Annotated in this window: 13 protein-coding genes; 5 read left to right on the top strand and 8 right to left on the bottom strand. The window is 60.3% G+C overall.

The window, feature by feature from the left end:
* Position 1 precedes the first annotated feature (1 nt).
* A complete protein-coding gene (locus tag ACT3TP_RS07210; protein WP_105568669.1) occupies positions 2-1,120 on the top strand; it encodes a CDP-glycerol glycerophosphotransferase family protein in 1,119 nt (372 codons plus the stop codon).
* Here ACT3TP_RS07210 and ACT3TP_RS07205 read toward each other — a convergent pair.
* The 5 genes from ACT3TP_RS07205 to ACT3TP_RS07185 all read right to left on the bottom strand — a co-directional run bounded on the left by ACT3TP_RS07205 (position 1,117) and on the right by ACT3TP_RS07185 (position 7,139).
* A complete protein-coding gene (locus tag ACT3TP_RS07205; RefSeq protein WP_444620062.1) occupies positions 1,117-2,607 on the bottom strand; it encodes a gamma-aminobutyraldehyde dehydrogenase in 1,491 nt (496 codons plus the stop codon). The genes ACT3TP_RS07210 and ACT3TP_RS07205 overlap by 4 nt on opposite strands.
* A gap of 37 nt (positions 2,608-2,644) precedes the next feature.
* Positions 2,645-3,013, bottom strand: coding sequence for a cupin domain-containing protein (locus ACT3TP_RS07200; RefSeq protein ID WP_105568671.1), 369 nt, complete (start codon positions 3,011-3,013; stop codon positions 2,645-2,647).
* On the bottom strand, positions 3,013-4,458 hold the full coding sequence (locus tag ACT3TP_RS07195) for an NAD(P)/FAD-dependent oxidoreductase (RefSeq protein WP_105553321.1): 1,446 nt from the start codon (positions 4,456-4,458) through the stop codon (positions 3,013-3,015). Before ACT3TP_RS07195 ends, ACT3TP_RS07200 begins: the two co-directional genes overlap by 1 nt.
* A 358-nt stretch (positions 4,459-4,816) precedes the next feature.
* Positions 4,817-5,173 carry a hypothetical protein gene (locus tag ACT3TP_RS07190; protein WP_146113292.1) on the bottom strand — a complete coding sequence of 119 codons (357 nt, stop codon included), beginning with the start codon at positions 5,171-5,173 and terminating at the stop codon, positions 4,817-4,819.
* Positions 5,174-5,219: 46 nt separating this feature from the next.
* Complete coding sequence (locus ACT3TP_RS07185) at positions 5,220-7,139, bottom strand: primary-amine oxidase (RefSeq protein ID WP_444620056.1); 1,920 nt, start codon at positions 7,137-7,139, stop codon at positions 5,220-5,222.
* Positions 7,140-7,266: 127 nt separating this feature from the next.
* On the opposite strand from ACT3TP_RS07185, the gene ACT3TP_RS07180 reads away from it, so the two are divergent.
* From ACT3TP_RS07180 to ACT3TP_RS07165, 4 genes are all read left to right on the top strand, one after another.
* Positions 7,267-7,854, top strand: a complete 588-nt coding sequence (locus ACT3TP_RS07180) for a TetR/AcrR family transcriptional regulator (protein ID WP_105553318.1) — start codon at positions 7,267-7,269, stop codon at positions 7,852-7,854.
* A gap of 107 nt (positions 7,855-7,961) precedes the next feature.
* Entirely contained in the window at positions 7,962-8,891 is a 930-nt protein-coding gene (locus ACT3TP_RS07175; protein ID WP_181148203.1) for an AraC-like ligand-binding domain-containing protein, read from the top strand.
* Between the two features lie 104 nt (positions 8,892-8,995).
* Entirely contained in the window at positions 8,996-10,432 is a 1,437-nt protein-coding gene (locus ACT3TP_RS07170; protein ID WP_105553316.1) for an APC family permease, read from the top strand.
* 15 nt (positions 10,433-10,447) lie between these two features.
* On the top strand, positions 10,448-11,860 hold the full coding sequence (locus ACT3TP_RS07165) for an aldehyde dehydrogenase family protein (protein ID WP_105553315.1): 1,413 nt from the start codon (positions 10,448-10,450) through the stop codon (positions 11,858-11,860).
* A gap of 71 nt (positions 11,861-11,931) precedes the next feature.
* On the opposite strand, the gene ACT3TP_RS07160 is transcribed toward ACT3TP_RS07165, so the two are convergent.
* The 3 genes from ACT3TP_RS07160 to ACT3TP_RS07150 form a co-directional block, all read right to left on the bottom strand.
* Positions 11,932-12,405, bottom strand: coding sequence for an HtaA domain-containing protein (locus ACT3TP_RS07160; protein WP_181150516.1), 474 nt, complete (start codon positions 12,403-12,405; stop codon positions 11,932-11,934).
* Between the two features lie 100 nt (positions 12,406-12,505).
* Positions 12,506-12,967: a hypothetical protein gene (locus tag ACT3TP_RS07155; RefSeq protein ID WP_181148205.1), complete on the bottom strand. Its 462-nt coding sequence runs from the start codon at positions 12,965-12,967 to the stop codon at positions 12,506-12,508.
* A 105-nt stretch (positions 12,968-13,072) separates the two neighbouring features.
* Complete coding sequence (locus tag ACT3TP_RS07150) at positions 13,073-14,443, bottom strand: FAD-binding oxidoreductase (RefSeq protein ID WP_258133547.1); 1,371 nt, start codon at positions 14,441-14,443, stop codon at positions 13,073-13,075.
* Positions 14,444-14,520 lie beyond the last annotated feature (77 nt).

Genomic DNA, 14,520 nt, shown 5'->3' with positions numbered 1-14,520 from the left:
CATGTCTCTGATTACCTCCCAAGTCAATCAAGTCGCAGGACGTGCAAGGTCAATTTTCGCTGAACGTGCGGTGCGAACGCAGATTGCCGAGGCCAAGCAAGACTTGGATAAGGCGGAGAATGTCCTCTTTTTCGCCGAGGGTCCCGGACAGTTCTACCAACTTGGGGTTTGGCTGGAAACCTTCGAACGGTTGGCGGCGCAGGGGCAATCTGCCGGCGTAGTGGTCATGGATGCATTGACTGCCCGCGAAGTGCTCAAGGTCAGCAAATTGCCGGTTTACTTCACGCGGTCCATTGAGCAGATCGAGCGAAAGCTTACCGAGTTGGGAACCAGGACCATTTGCTACGTGAATAATTCACAGCGCAATTTCACCATGCTCCGTTTTAATGGACCGGCGCATATTCACCTGAACCACGGGGAGAGCGAAAAGGCCTCCATGGTTTCAAACCAGCTCAAGGCCTATGACTATGCCTGCGTTGCCGGCCCGGCCGCCGTGGCACGTATTTCCGAGTCAATAGCTCGTTTCGATATCAAGCACCTGGTGCAGATAGGCCGACCGCAACTGGACGCGTTGACTCCTGAAAGCCCGTCGACAAAAATTCGAGTGCTCTACGCGCCGACGTGGGAGGGCGACTCGGAGGCGATGGATTATTCCTCGGTGGTGCAGTTGGGTGAAAGCATCCTGACCCAGTTCGAGGGCGACCGCCGCTTCGAGGTGCGATTCCGTCCACATCCCAAAACCGGTGACAATTCTGCAGCGACCAAACGCGAAATCGCGGCACTACGCACCCGATTTGCCGCGGAACTTGATCCGCTGGCCGACCCGGGACAGTCATTGGTTTGGGCAGACGTCGCGATCTGCGACACCTCGGCGATGGCCTACGACGCGGTGGCGTTAAACGTTCCGTTGTTCCTGACCGGAAAACGCCCCTCGCAATTGCGTGATCGCCTACCGCAGGAGCAGCTATTGGGCTCGGCAAACGGGCTGGCGCAGCGTGTGGCCGAACTGGCCAAGGCCGGCGTATCTGGGCGACAAAAGCAACTGGCCCAGTATTTCTTCGCCACCACCTCTCCGGGAGACGCTACGAAAAAGTTGGGCCAGTTGCTGGGTTCCGTCTAGCGCTGCAGGAACACGGTATTCTGCCATTCGCGGTGAGTATCCGTGTCGTGCGAGATCAACACATGCTTGACGTTGGTGTATTCATCAAATGAATACTGGCTCATGTCCTTGCCCATGCCGGAGGACTTGTAGCCGCCGTGAGGCATCTCGGAGACGATGATGATGTGTTCATTGATCCACACGCATCCGGCCTGAATCTGCGCACTGGCACGCATGGCCCGGTTAAGGTCCTTAGTCCAAGCGCTGGCAGCCAGGCCGTACGGAGTATCGTTGGCTAGCTCGATCGCTTCCTCATCGGTTTCGAAAGGCAAGGCCACCAGCACCGGGCCAAAGACCTCGTGCTGTACGATCTCGGAATCTTGGCTGGCCCCAACAAGCAGCGTAGGACGATAGAAGTTCCCCGGGCCTTCGAGCCGGCGTCCACCGGCCAGGACGCTGGCACCGGAGCCAACCGCGCGCTGCACCATCGAGGAGACCTTCTGCAGATGGGCCGCGCTGATCAGTGCTCCCATATCGGTGTTCGGATCCTGCGGGTCACCGACCACCATGGCGTCCATCAGCTGGGCAACCCGCCGGGTGAATTTCTCGAATACCGACGAATGCACATAGGCGCGCGTGGCGGCGGTGCAGTCCTGCCCCGCATTGATCGTTGAACCGGCAACCGCCCCATGGGCTGCCGCCTCGATGTCCGCGTCGTCGAATACCACAAATGGAGCCTTGCCACCGAGCTCCAGATGCACACGCTTTCCGGTCTCGGCCGCCATCGTCATGATCTTCAGGCCGACTTGGGTGGAACCGGTAAAGGAAGTCATGCGAACCTGCTTGTGCCTGACCAATGCCTCACCGACGCTTGCGCCGCTGCCAACCACAACGTTGATCACGCCGTCGGGCAGACCCGCATCCTTGGCGGCCTGAGCGAAGAGCAGGCTTGTTCCGGGAGTTAGCTCGCTGGGTTTGAGCACGATGGTGTTTCCGGCGGCGATGGCCGGCAGCACTTTCCAAGCGGCCATCTGCAAGGGGTAGTTCCACGGCGAGATAGAGCCAACCACGCCGATGGGCTCCCGGCGAATCATCGAGGTCGTATTACCCGCGTAATCTCCGGAAGCCAGACCCTGCAGGTTGCGTGCGGCTCCAGCAAAGAAGTTCACGTTGTCGATCGAACCGGGCACATCAAACTCGGTGGACATGCGCATGCTCTTGCCGGTCTGCGCGGTCTCCACTTCGGCCAGCACTTGTGCGTGGGATTGCAGCTCGCGGGCCAGCGCCAACAGATGATCGGACCGCTCCCCGGGAGTGAGGGCCGACCAGATCTCGAAGGCCTTCGCCGCCGCCTGGACCGCTTCGTCTACCTCGGCCACGCTCGCAGTATCAACTTCTTCGAGTTGCTCTCCGGTCGCCGGATTGATTCGAATAAGTAGCTCACCGGTACCGCGGCGCCAGGAGCCGTTGATGAATTGGTGTCCTTGTGAAAAATTGAAACCTGACATGTTCTATCGTTCCTTGGATTTGTGGATTCTTTGCGGGCTAGAGACTCAGATAGATCTTGCGCAGAGTTTTCGTGACGCGCCATTCGGTATGCATCTGGGCGTGCAGCCGCACCAGGGCACCGGGGAAAAGCTCAATTTCTTGCGCGGCGAAACCCGCGCTCTGCGCAATCTTGATATTTCCGGACCCGGAAAGCACCACGAAGTATTCGTCCGCTTCGATGTCGCGCATTGCGCCGATCGACATCTCCCAGATCCCGATGGACGTCCCGGCCAGGTCACCGACCTCGTGCACGGCGGTGCGGGTGCCGGCCGCGTCTAGTTCCAGATGCTGCGGAATTGGTTCGGCCGCTAGCGGGATGCTGGCAGCGTCAACAAGGGTGGCTAGCGGTCTGATTTCATCTGCCATTAGGAATCGAAGCCCATGCCGATCTTGTCCATGACCTTGAGGAAGGCCGGCCGTTTACCCTCATTGCGATCGGCGCTGATCAGCTGACTGGTCATGAGCTTAACCCCGACATACGCGGCGGGTTCCGGAGGGAAGGGAATCGGCTTGGTGCGAACCATTTCCAGCTCGGTGAGCTCGGTCTTTTCGCCCGAGAGCAGATCCAACATGACCTTCGCACCGAATCTTGTGGCGCCGACACCGAGTCCGGTGAATCCTGCGCAGTAGGCCACCTTGCCGCCGTGAGCCAGGTCAAAGAAGGAGAAGAAGCGTGAGCAGGTATCGATTGCCCCGCCCCAGGCGTGGGAGAACTTCACGTCCTTCAGCTGCGGGAAGTTTCCGAAAAAATGGGCTGCGAGCTTCTCGAATGTGGAGTTATTGGTGTCGTAGCTCGAGCGGACTTTGCCACCGAAATGGTAAATGGCATCGTAGCCCCCGTAGAGGATCCGGCAGTTGCCATTTTCATCTACGGTCGGTCTGGCGTAGTGGAATCTATTGTTCAGATCGGCCAGCCCGACTGGCTCTTTCCAACCCAGCGAACGGTGTTGCTCTTCGGTCAGCGGTTCGGTCATCAACGCGTAATCGTAGACGGGGATGACCCTTGCCCGGTGACGTTTGAGCAAGGAGGGGAAGACGTTGGTGGCTAAGGCCACGCGCTGGGCCCGAATGCGCCCGGCTGCCGTCAATACGAGTATTTGCCCATTGTCTTCTTTCAACTCGGCCGCGTGGGTGTGCTCGTAGATGCGCACTCCCAGCTCCCGGCAGACCCGGGCCAGTTCCCAAGCGAGTTTTGCTGGGTGCACCAGCGCCGTGGACGTTCGATCCAAGGAGCCCGCAAGGAAATCCGGGGAGTTGATGACTTCCTTGACTTGTTGGCCATCGAGATATTCGGTGCCTTCGGACTCGGCAGCTTCGGCAACCCAAGGGACCTGATGCGGCTCGGTGGCCACTTCGAGTACGCCAGCACGAGTGAACTCCACATCCATGCCATAGCGCTCGACGGTGGCTTGGAACTCATCGAGGTTTTGAGTTCCCAGCTTGCCGAGCAGAGCATTTTCCCGAGGCAAGTGGTTTTCGCCGTTGGCCTCACCGTGTACTAGTGAGGCTTCGCAGAAACCGCCATTGCGCCCCGAAGCAGCCCAGCCGATGCGTTGCCCTTCGATGAGGACCACATCCCGGTGGGGGTCTCGTTCTTTAGCTTGAAGCGCCGTCCAGAGACCGGTATATCCACCGCCGACAACGAGCAGGTCTGCCTCGATCGAACCGTCTAAAGCGTGCGTTGCATCGGGGCGGTGCTCGTTATCAAGCCAGTATGAGGTGTGCTTGGCACCGGACAGGGATTCTTTGATGTGCCCGGCCGCGGCATTTGCTTCGTGCCGGTCAAAGGTAAGGGGCAAATTCGTGCTCATTATTGGTCCTCGAGTCGTATCAGTGTGAAGTTTGCTGTGTTGGGCTACGACAGGGGAACCACGAGCGGGCACAGGATGGCAGCGGGGATCTGGTCCCCAGGGATTGCAGGCATGACGGATGCCGATTGCCGAAGGGCAGGATCGCGTTTTGCGGCAATGCGGTGCGCGGCATGATTCGATAGCCATTGGCTGGCCACGGATATCCCTCTTCTCGGAGTGCTTGCCTCGCAGTGAACGTCATTCATTACTTATCTAAGCCCGGTTTCTCGGGCAGGTCAAGGGAAAATTCAATTCTCTGTGCAGCGAAATGATGACATGAAACGGCTGAGGACCAGATCCATGATCTGATCCTCAGCGATTAATTTGCCGCGTATTGCGGTTTTGGCGTCCGACTTCGTGAACGGTTGAGTAACACGGCCGCGAAGAACATCAGCAGGAGCTCGGCGACTCCCACCACGAGCATTGGCACGGCGTGGGCAACATGTTCAGGCGCGGCGCCTGATGAGTGATGGGCGGCGCCTCCGGGGAGTCCTAGCACCATGATGATGTGCGCCAGCCCCATCAACGCGCTCATCAGCATCAGCGCCTGCGGTGACTCGCCTTTCGCCACCGCCAGCGCGCATTTTATGCACCATGCGGTCATGAGGAGCAGCACCAAGGACCAGCCAAGGTCATGCGGCGCCGCGATGAGCAGCACCAGATGGGTAGCTGACATGATGAGAGTCGCGGCCACCAGGACCCGGAGAGCCGCCGGCACGGGATTAGCTGTTCGTGGAGCAGCATCCACCGGCGGAGTCCGATGCGGTTGAGCAGCAACCGTGCTTGGCTGGTTCCGGGACGTCTAGTGCCGGTGAACGGTCAAAGAACCCTTCGGGGCGGATCTTGAATCCAACGGTGTCCACCGGCATGATTGGCCAGTCTTCGGTGCGTGGGAAATGGGTCAGCGCAAAGGTGTGCCAGAGGCTCACCGCCTCGCCGTCAATGTTCTTATCTTCCTCTATCCAAGAACCAATGCCGGCAACTCCCGGGTTCTGGTTGACGAAATCTCCGGTGGGGTAGCGCTGTGCCGCATTGCGCTGGGTAACCCAAAGGGCCTTGGAGGCAAATTCGGCACGCTTCTGCACCGAGGAGCCCTCGGCGGCAAGCAAGGTCGGCAGCCCCTGCGGCATGAGCTTGTAGCCTACCGGCTTGCCGAGGTAATTCTTCGACTCGGGATTGGTCACTACCCATGAACGTCCCGCGGCCATGTTCGCATCGCGGACCGCTTGCTGCTCGGTGGCCAGCACGGTGTGCGAACGGCTGAAGGCGTTGCCGCGCGGGTTCTCTGCGCTGATCGGCAGGCGGACGGCTTCCTCCTCGATGACCTGGCTGGGGCCGCCGTCGAGGGCGAAATCGAGGCGGGCGCCGAAGATGTGCTGGTGGAATGGTGCCCCTAGTCCCGGTGCCATTTCGGAGGCGAAGCGCTCATCGAGCATGGCGGAGGTGAAGACGACGCCGGTGGCCTTGGCCTCGAACTCGATGGTGCCGTCCAGGTAGAGGTACCAGTAGAAGCCGTAGTCGTAGTTGCCCACGGTGGTGAAGAAGCTGATCACCAGGCGACGGTTGCGCCGGGTGTACTTGACCCCCGACCAATCATCGGAGTGCTTTGCGAGAATCGAGGCATCCTCCTCGTGCATGCAAATTCCGTTGGTAATTGTTTGGGCCTCGCCGTTGGCGTCGGTGATCACCGGGGAGATGTAGTGGATCTCGCCGAGGCAGTCACAACCCAGTTCCAGCGAGTTGGCGAATCGGCCCACCAGGTATTCGCCGGTATCAAAATAGTTCTGCCAGCTGCGCACCGGAGAAGGGTCGCCGTAGGGGACCACCATTTCGGCGATGGAAGCGCGATCCAGGATGCGGCGGCGCTGCTCCTGGTCGTCAAAGGCGATGTTGTAGAGCACTAGGCCTTCGCGCATATCGAAGCCGATATCCAGCGACCATTTCTCCCACTCGACGTGGTTTCCCTCGGTTACCGTGAAGCTTGCGCCCTCGGGCTGCGTGATTTCGATCGGTCGTTGGGTGGTGCGGACCGGACCGGTGAGTTCCGGATCCGTGTAGTTTCCATGTGTTTCCGGCACCGGAACGATACCAAAATCCAGGAGCTGGTCCACGGTGCCGGCGATGGTGTCGAGGTAGACCACGAGCCCATCCACCGGGTGGGCCCAGGCGGAATCTTCGGCAAAGTCCTGGCGGAAGGCCAAGCCGCGCAGGATACGGCGTCCGGATTCCTGCGGGTACTCGAAGACGCCGGCGGATAATGGCGCGACCCGAACCTGCTCGGGCTTCAGATTTCTTTTGGCCAGCGCCGCGGCCCACTGCTCGCTCTTGGCCAAGATTGCTTCGACCATTTCGAATTCTTCCACGAGCACCGGCAGCTGGCCGGTGGCCCCTGGATCCAGCTCCACGAGCGTTTCAATCTTCCCAGTGGAGAGGTCAAGGACTACATCCTTCGGCTCATTCTCCAGCCGGTCCATCAGCATGGCGCGGACCCTGCGCCCAGGGGCCTGCGGGTTTGGATCTTCAAGTCCCATGTAGGCAATGCGGGTGTTCTGTCCGTAAATCCCCGCGGTCACCAAGATCTTCTTGGCCGCGGCAATTTCTTCTGCAGAAAGCAGGGAGAAGTTAGTTTTTGTATCTTGCATGACAAACGCATCCTTTGGATTGATGTGAGTCGAACCACTTTTTATTCTCTGCTTGTAGAGAATACGGAAAATGGCGACTCGTGGCAATAGCGCGCCGAAGAAAACTTGTCTTAGCTAGGCTGGGTGCATGCCAAGAATTGTTGACCACAACCAGCGGCGCCGCGAGATTGTCGAAGTCACCTGGCGCTTTATTGCCAGGCAAGGCTTCGACAAGCTGAACCTGCGCGACCTGTCCGCCGCGGCTGGCTATGCCAACGGTGGATTGAAAACCTATTTTCCGAACCGCGATGCGATTCTGGTTGCGACATTCAATTACGTTGCCGACTCAACCAGCCGACGCATTGCCGAAAAGACCGCGACGCTCAAGGGCGTAGACGCGATTCGCGCCTTTGCGCTCGAGGTGCTCCCCTTGGATGAGGAGCGTCGGGACGAGGGGCGTGTTGCCGTGCATTTCTGGCATCTGGCACTCGGCGAGCCGGATTTGGCTGAGGTGAATGCGGTGGCGATGGATCGCTGGCGCACCATGCTGGACGGCTGGCTGGTCGATATCTTGGGTGATGGGCACCCGGGTGCGATGGTGGCACGTGACTCGCTGCTCAACTTCATGCTTGGTGCGCAGGGTGCGAGCGTGCTCGACGCCCGGACGAATACCGCTCAATCGCTGGTTGAGCAGCTCGAATACCAGCTGCGTGCGCTCGTGGCCCTGCCGCGATAAATATTCTTTATTCTCCGCCTGAAGAATAAAGGTGACTTTGGAGTAGAACTGCCGTACCCTCAAACGTGATGCCCGACACAACAGGGGTGCGTTCCAGAGAGGTCTCGATGTATCAGATTCAACATGTTGACTCGTTCAGCGCATGGTCCAGGCTGATCTCTGATGCCTTCGTGCAATTACGCAGCGAGCAGGTAACCGCCGGTCACTTCTCGGCCAGCCTCGGGGTCAATATGCTCGGCAACATCGGACTGATGCGAGTGAATTCCAAGGCGCACACCGTCTTGCGTACCGAGGACCTGACCTCCACCGGAGACGGGGAATTCTACAAAGTCTCTTATCAGCTCGCCGGGCACGGCCTGTTGATTCAAGATGGACGCGAAACCGTTTTAGCCCCCGGAGACTTGGCAATCTACGATACTCAGCGGCCCTACACGCTGAGCTTTGACCAGGCGGCCTCACTGATGGTGGTGCTCATTCCGCATCATCAGTTTCGGCTCTCGCGCCACCAGGTCGGCGAAATCACCGCTACTCGAATGGAAGCCGGGCATCCGCTCACCGGAACTGTTACGCCGCTGTTGCGGCATTTGGGCGAAAACCTGGCACAGTGGGATCGATATGGTGGCGCGGGGCTTGCCCGCAATACCGTGGATCTGCTGGCGACCTCGCTGGGCGGTGTGCTATCCCATGCCCATGCGGTGGACCCACGGATTGCCCAGCGCGAACGCATTATCGAATTCATAGAGCAGCGCCTGGACGCTCCGGAGCTAACGCCCGCTTTTATTGCAGAAGCCCACTTCATCTCGGTGCGAACCCTGCATGCTCTCTTCGCGGAGGAGCCACGCAGCGTTGCCGCCCTCATCCGGCATTATCGGATGAAATACGCTGCCGAGCTTTTGAGCGACCCATTGCTGGCACAGGTGTCGGTCCAGAGCGTCGGCACGCGCGTAGGCATCGTCGATGCACCCGGATTCACCAGAGCCTTCGCCCGCGAATACGGGCTGACTCCCGGTAAATTCAGGCTCAAGGCGTTGGCCTGAGCCATCGTATGCGCGCAAGGGCAAGAGCCCAGCACGCAACGGCAACGTGAATGTGAACCCCGTCATGGATCCTTGAGATATCGATAGATTGAGTGGGGAAACCAATGGGACTCGAACAACGCACCTTATCGGTGCCAGCACTGGTAGTCATGATTATCGCGGCCAGCGCACCGCTGACGGTTGTCGCCGGCGGCGTAACGACAAACTATGCGGTGACCGGCATGGATTCGGTGCCGCTGTCATTTGTCATTCTGGGAATTATCCTGCTGATCTTCAGCATCGGCTACACCGCGATGAGCCAGCATATACCTAACGCGGGCGCCTTCTACGCGTATATCGCCGGAGGCCTGGGCCAAGCCGCCGGCGTCGGCGCGGCTATGGTCGCGGTTGTCAGCTACAACCTCATGCAGATCGGCATCTATGGGCTCTTCGGGTTCGCGGCGGCTTCCTTCGCTTCCGGCCTCTTAGGCTCCACCATCCCTTGGTGGGTTATGGCGCTAGTCGCTTGGATTCTGGTCGGTGCGCTGGGGATGAACCGGGTCGATTTCTCCGTCAAAATTCTTGGATTCGTCGTCGCGCTGGAATTCCTCGTGGTCATTGTTTATGACGCGATGACCTTCGCGGTCGCTCCGGAAGCACCAGAATTCAGCGCTGCATTCAACGTCGGCGACGCGATGGCGCCGGGCATGGGCGCGGTCATGGCGTTCAGCATCGCGGCATTCATGGGGTTCGAGTCTGGAACTATCTACAACGAAGAGGTCAAGGATCCAAAGCGCACGGCCCGCAGTGCCACGCTGATTGCCGTCACGATCATCGCAGTATTCTATGCCTTCTCCGCGTGGGCCGTTGCCGTGGGCGAGGGGCAGGGAAATGTCGCCGCGGCCTCGGCAGAATTCGGACCCGATCTGATCTTCGTATTCCTCGGTGCCCATGCGCCGGGCTGGTTCGTTGACATCGCTAACCTGCTGTTCATCACCAGCCTGTTCGCCGCGCTGCTTGCCTTCCACAACGTGGTGGCACGCTACTTCTACTCCATGGGCCGCGGTGGCGCCTTGCCGAAGTTCCTCGCGAAGACCTCACGCCGAACCCACGCGCCGGTCGCCGGTTCCCAGGCCCAGTCATTGCTTGCCTTGCTGGTGATCGTGGTATTTGCGGTGGTCTCCGCCGGCAAGGACCCGATATTTATCGTCTTCACCATGTTCACTTGGATGACAAACTCCGCCGCCTTCGGGCTGGTGCTGCTGATGGCGCTGACTTCATTCGCGGTGTGCGGATACTTCGCCCGGAACCGTACGGCAGATTCGCTGCTCACCCGTGTTATCGCCCCAATTGCTGCCGGGCTGGCGCTGAGCTTTGTCTTTGTCCAGATCGTCATCAACTTCGATGTTCTGATCGGCTTGGAGGAACCAGGGGCGTTGCCCTATATCTTGCAAGCAATAGTCATTGTGCCCGGTATCCTCGGCTTCCTGCTTTCTTGGTGGGTGCGAAAGATCCGGAATAAGTCTGCTCAATCTAAAATCCATGAAACAACTCTGAACTAACCAAGGGAGATCTCAATGTCATACTCCAACGCACAGGAACTGCTGTCCGCTATTCAGCCGGCTTCCGGCGGCACCGAAATCTTTGACCCGGCCACCGGAGAGCTCGTCGGCCGGGTAGCCCAAAGCAGCGTGGCAGATTTGGACGCCGCGGTGAGCGCCGCCCGAACTGCGCAGCCTGCATGGGATGCACTCGGCCACGAAGAGCGCAATCGTCTGCTGAACCTGGCCGCGGATCGCATCGAAGCCAACGCCGAGGCCTTGGCCGAGCTGCTTTCCCGGGAACAGGGCAAACCGCTAAACGGTCCCAACGCTCGCTTCGAAATTGGAGGATGCGCGGCTTGGCTGCGCGCCGCCACCGCCTATGAGGTGGAGCCGGAGGTCGTGGTGGACGACGGGGAAACCTACGCCGCCAAACACTACCGTGCCCTAGGCGTGGTCGGCGCCATTGGACCGTGGAACTGGCCGATGATGATCTCCATCTGGCAGCTGGCGCCTTCGCTGCGCATGGGCAACACCGTGGTCATGAAGCCAAGCGAATACACCCCGTTGTCGGTGCTGGCCTTGGGGCATGTCCTCAACGAGGTCTTGCCAGCGGATGTGCTGCATGTAGTGGCCGGTGGCCGTGAAGTAGGAGAGAAGCTCTCCGCCCACCCAGAGATCAATAAGATCATGTTCACCGGGTCCACCCCGACAGGAAAGGCGATCATTCGCTCTTCGGCCGACACCGTCAAGCGGCTGACCCTCGAGCTGGGTGGAAACGATGCGGGAATCGTCATGGAGGACGCCGATCCGAAGGCCTTCGCCGAGGATCTGTTCTGGGGCGCATTCATCAACACCGGCCAAACCTGTGCCGCCTTGAAGCGCCTGTACGTCCCGGAATCCATCTACGCGCAGGTCTGCCAGGCCTTGACCGAGGTGGCCGCCAAGATGCCAATGGGCGTGGGCCTTGATGAGAACAACGTCCTCGGCCCGCTGCAGAATAAGGCCCAATATAAGATCGTCGCCGACCTGGTCCAGAGTGCGGTGGACTCCGGTGCGACGGTGCTGCTGGGGGCCGACCCGGACAGCGAAGCTGCCGGATACTTCTACCCAACCACCCTGGTGGCAGATATCGATCCGCAAAATCCTCTGGTCACCGAGGAGCAGTTCGGTCCGGCCTTGCCGATTGTCAAGGTTAAGAACGTGGAAGAAGCCATAACCCACGCTAACTCGTTGGAGACCGGACTGGGCGCTTCGGTCTGGGGCTCGGATCGCGAGCAGGCTCTTGCCGTGGCGGCACGGATCCAGGCCGGCACGGTCTGGATCAATTCGCACGGCACTATCGATCCGCGCATTCCGTTCGGCGGGGCCAAGCAGTCCGGCTATGGTTTGGAATTCGGGCTGGATGGGCTCAAGGCACTGGCTCAGCCGCAGCTGATCAAGGGCTGATAAAAAAGCGCAAAGGGTCCGCAACTCCGGCAAGGAGCTGCGGACCCTTTGAAGCAAGTGGCGCCTGCCCGCTAGCCGCGCAAGACGACCTCAACCGGCTCCATGTCTTGGCCGTACTTGTACTGGCCGTTGAACAGGGCCGAACCCTGTTCCGTCAGTGATGCCGCGAAGCGGGTTTTGACCAGACCGAAGGCATTGGACACCGCGGTTTCGACCAGCTCGGCGATGGGCAGGCGCTCGCCGTTTTCGTTGGCGACGCTGAGCAAGACCAAATCATCGTGTTCTTCGATGCGCGGTTCGATGAGGTCCAGCTTCATCATTCCGCCATGGCCCACGAAGGAGACACGGCCGTTGAAGCGCAGCTCGCCTTCGGGGGATTCGGCGTCCACGGCGACCGGGAACGCGAGGTTATTGCCAACCTGCCACACCCCGTTGGACGCTTCGATACGGCCGTCGGGAAGCGAAGAAATATAGCCCACAAAGGAAGCCTTCAGGCCCCACTCGAGGTGAGGCTGGAACGGATCACCCGCCGGTGCACCATTCATACCCATCATCGTGTTCATTCCCCTTTGCGGCTTGACGTCGCGCGCGGTGCGCAAATTAGATCCGGGGATCAGTATTGCATATACATTAGCTTGAAAGAGACTACTGGTTACCTTGTTTGCGCTCGTGGTACCAAATCTCCTCGATAAAAGGTTCCCCGGCCTCACGAACCTCGACGACGACGTCGCTGAACGACGTGCCGTCGGGCAGCACCAAGCTGGTGGTAGCCCAGGAACCATTCCAATAGCCCAGATCCAGGCTTGTCGGCTCGTACTTCAGCGCAATGTTCGCCTCGAGGTGCTTCATGGCGGTGAAATAGCCGCTGGCGGCGACGATCGTGCACACGATGGCAAGCAAGCCGGAGGCACCGGCAACGATCAGTTCGGTGCGTATCGAAGACTTCAAGGCATAGGTTTGCAGCCCGTCGGGCTTCCGCTGGAAGTCGCCGCGGCGGATCAGCCCGTGGATGAGCGTGGGGAAGCAGATCAGCACCAAAGTCACCGCGACACCAAAATAAACCAGTGGCCGCAGAAAATCTATCGGTTCGTATCCCAGCATCTCCATGGTCCGATCCTAGCCAAAGATACGCTAGCTGACCAGAGGTATTAAACACCAGTAGATCGTCCAATGAGTGGGGCCGGTCCCTTGTGGGCGCCGGGCAGCACGCGCCTAGATCCCCTTGCCGGGGTTGAGGATTCCCTGCGGATCAAATACCTGCCTGATGGAATGCTGCAGCCGCAGCGAACGCGACCCGATTTCTTCCTCGAGCCAATCCTGCTTGAGCAGGCCGATGCCGTGCTCGCCGGTCAGCGTGCCGCCCAAGCGTTGGGCCAGATGGAACATGTCGGCCAGTGCCGCCTTGGGCGCCCCTGAGGTGATGGACTGCCCCGGATCCACCACGATGACCGGGTGCAGATTGCCGTCTGCGGCGTGGGCGATGGTGAAGATGCGCACGCCGCGATGCTCGCCGATTTCGGCCAGGCCGGCCAGCGCCTCGGCGAGTTTGCTGCGTGGCACCCCGATGTCGCAGATCGATACCGTGCCTAGCTGCTCCATGCTGGGGATCGCCTGGCGCCGTGCTTCCATCAGCTGAGCCGCCTGCGCTTCATCCTCGGCGCGGTCGATGCGCGAGGCCAGCGGCGTAATGGCCTCCACCAGTGCCTGCATTTCCAGTTCGGCGCCGAACCCGTCGGTTTGCGCCAGGAGCAGGGCGCCACCTAGCTCCCGGTGCCCGGTGCCCAGGGCGCCATCGATGGCCCAGAGGCTGGGCCCATCCATGAGTTCCAAAACCGAAGGCTGCAGCCGAGCGGAAATAATCGCCGCCGCGGCCTGCGCGGCGCGGGACTCATCGGGGAAATAGGCGGCGGCGGTCGCGGTGCGAATCGGCTTGGGGCGCAGGCGCAGCACGGCTTCCACCACAATGCCCAAGGTTCCCTCGGAGCCGATGAAGAGGGCATTCATGTCGTAGCCGGCCACGCCCTTGATGGTGCGGCGCCCGGTGCGCAGCAGCTGCCCATCGGGGAGCACCACGGTCAGGGCCAAAACCGATTCGCGGGTCACCCCGTACTTGGCGCACCACATGCCCCCGGCGTTGGTGGCAATATTTCCACCGATGGAGCAGATGGCGGTGCTTGCCGGATCCGGGGCGTAGAACAGGCCGAGCTCACCGGCGGCGGCATTAACCGCCGCATTGATGACGCCGGGCTGAACCACCGCGATCTGCTCGACGGGATCGATGGAGATGATCCGATCCATTTTCGAGACGTCCAGGACCACTTCGCCGCGCCGGGCCGTTGCGCCGGCCGCCAAACCGGTTCCGGCGCCACGCGGCACAATCTTCACCCCGAACTTGCTGGCCAGCTCCATGGCCAGCACCACGTCCGCGGTGCTCCGGGCAAAAACCACGCCGTCCGCGAAGGATTCCGGGAGATATCCCGAGCGGTCGATGCTTGCCCGTTGGCAGTCTTCCGGACGTATCGAGGCCTGTGGATGCGCGTCTAATAGCTGCTTGCTGGACTGGTTGGCTTCTCCGGGGATCACTGGGACGTCCTTGGCTCGAGAGGGGGTGGGGGTGTTAAAAAGGCCCGGCGGGAGCGCATAATGCACTCCCGCCGGGC

The organism is Glutamicibacter sp. AOP38-B1-38 (assembly GCF_052377485.1).
Classification (GTDB): domain Bacteria; phylum Actinomycetota; class Actinomycetes; order Actinomycetales; family Micrococcaceae; genus Glutamicibacter.
Note: the sequence above shows the minus strand (reverse complement) of the source record. Positions and strands in the feature narration are given on the sequence as shown.

Bases quoted from the DNA above. Each gene is read 5' to 3' on its own strand.
- ACT3TP_RS07210 (WP_105568669.1), top strand. From the start codon at position 2: ATGTCTCTGATTACCTCCCAAGTCAATCAAGTCGCAGGACGTGCAAGG.
- ACT3TP_RS07205 (WP_444620062.1), bottom strand. From the start codon at position 2,607: ATGTCAGGTTTCAATTTTTCACAAGGACACCAATTCATCAACGGCTCC.
- ACT3TP_RS07200 (WP_105568671.1), bottom strand. From the start codon at position 3,013: ATGGCAGATGAAATCAGACCGCTAGCCACCCTTGTTGACGCTGCCAGC.
- ACT3TP_RS07195 (WP_105553321.1), bottom strand. From the start codon at position 4,458: ATGAGCACGAATTTGCCCCTTACCTTTGACCGGCACGAAGCAAATGCC.
- ACT3TP_RS07190 (WP_146113292.1), bottom strand. From the start codon at position 5,173: ATGTCAGCTACCCATCTGGTGCTGCTCATCGCGGCGCCGCATGACCTT.
- ACT3TP_RS07185 (WP_444620056.1), bottom strand. From the start codon at position 7,139: ATGCAAGATACAAAAACTAACTTCTCCCTGCTTTCTGCAGAAGAAATT.
- ACT3TP_RS07180 (WP_105553318.1), top strand. From the start codon at position 7,267: ATGCCAAGAATTGTTGACCACAACCAGCGGCGCCGCGAGATTGTCGAA.
- ACT3TP_RS07175 (WP_181148203.1), top strand. From the start codon at position 7,962: ATGTATCAGATTCAACATGTTGACTCGTTCAGCGCATGGTCCAGGCTG.
- ACT3TP_RS07170 (WP_105553316.1), top strand. From the start codon at position 8,996: ATGGGACTCGAACAACGCACCTTATCGGTGCCAGCACTGGTAGTCATG.
- ACT3TP_RS07165 (WP_105553315.1), top strand. From the start codon at position 10,448: ATGTCATACTCCAACGCACAGGAACTGCTGTCCGCTATTCAGCCGGCT.
- ACT3TP_RS07160 (WP_181150516.1), bottom strand. From the start codon at position 12,405: ATGAATGGTGCACCGGCGGGTGATCCGTTCCAGCCTCACCTCGAGTGG.
- ACT3TP_RS07155 (WP_181148205.1), bottom strand. From the start codon at position 12,967: ATGGAGATGCTGGGATACGAACCGATAGATTTTCTGCGGCCACTGGTT.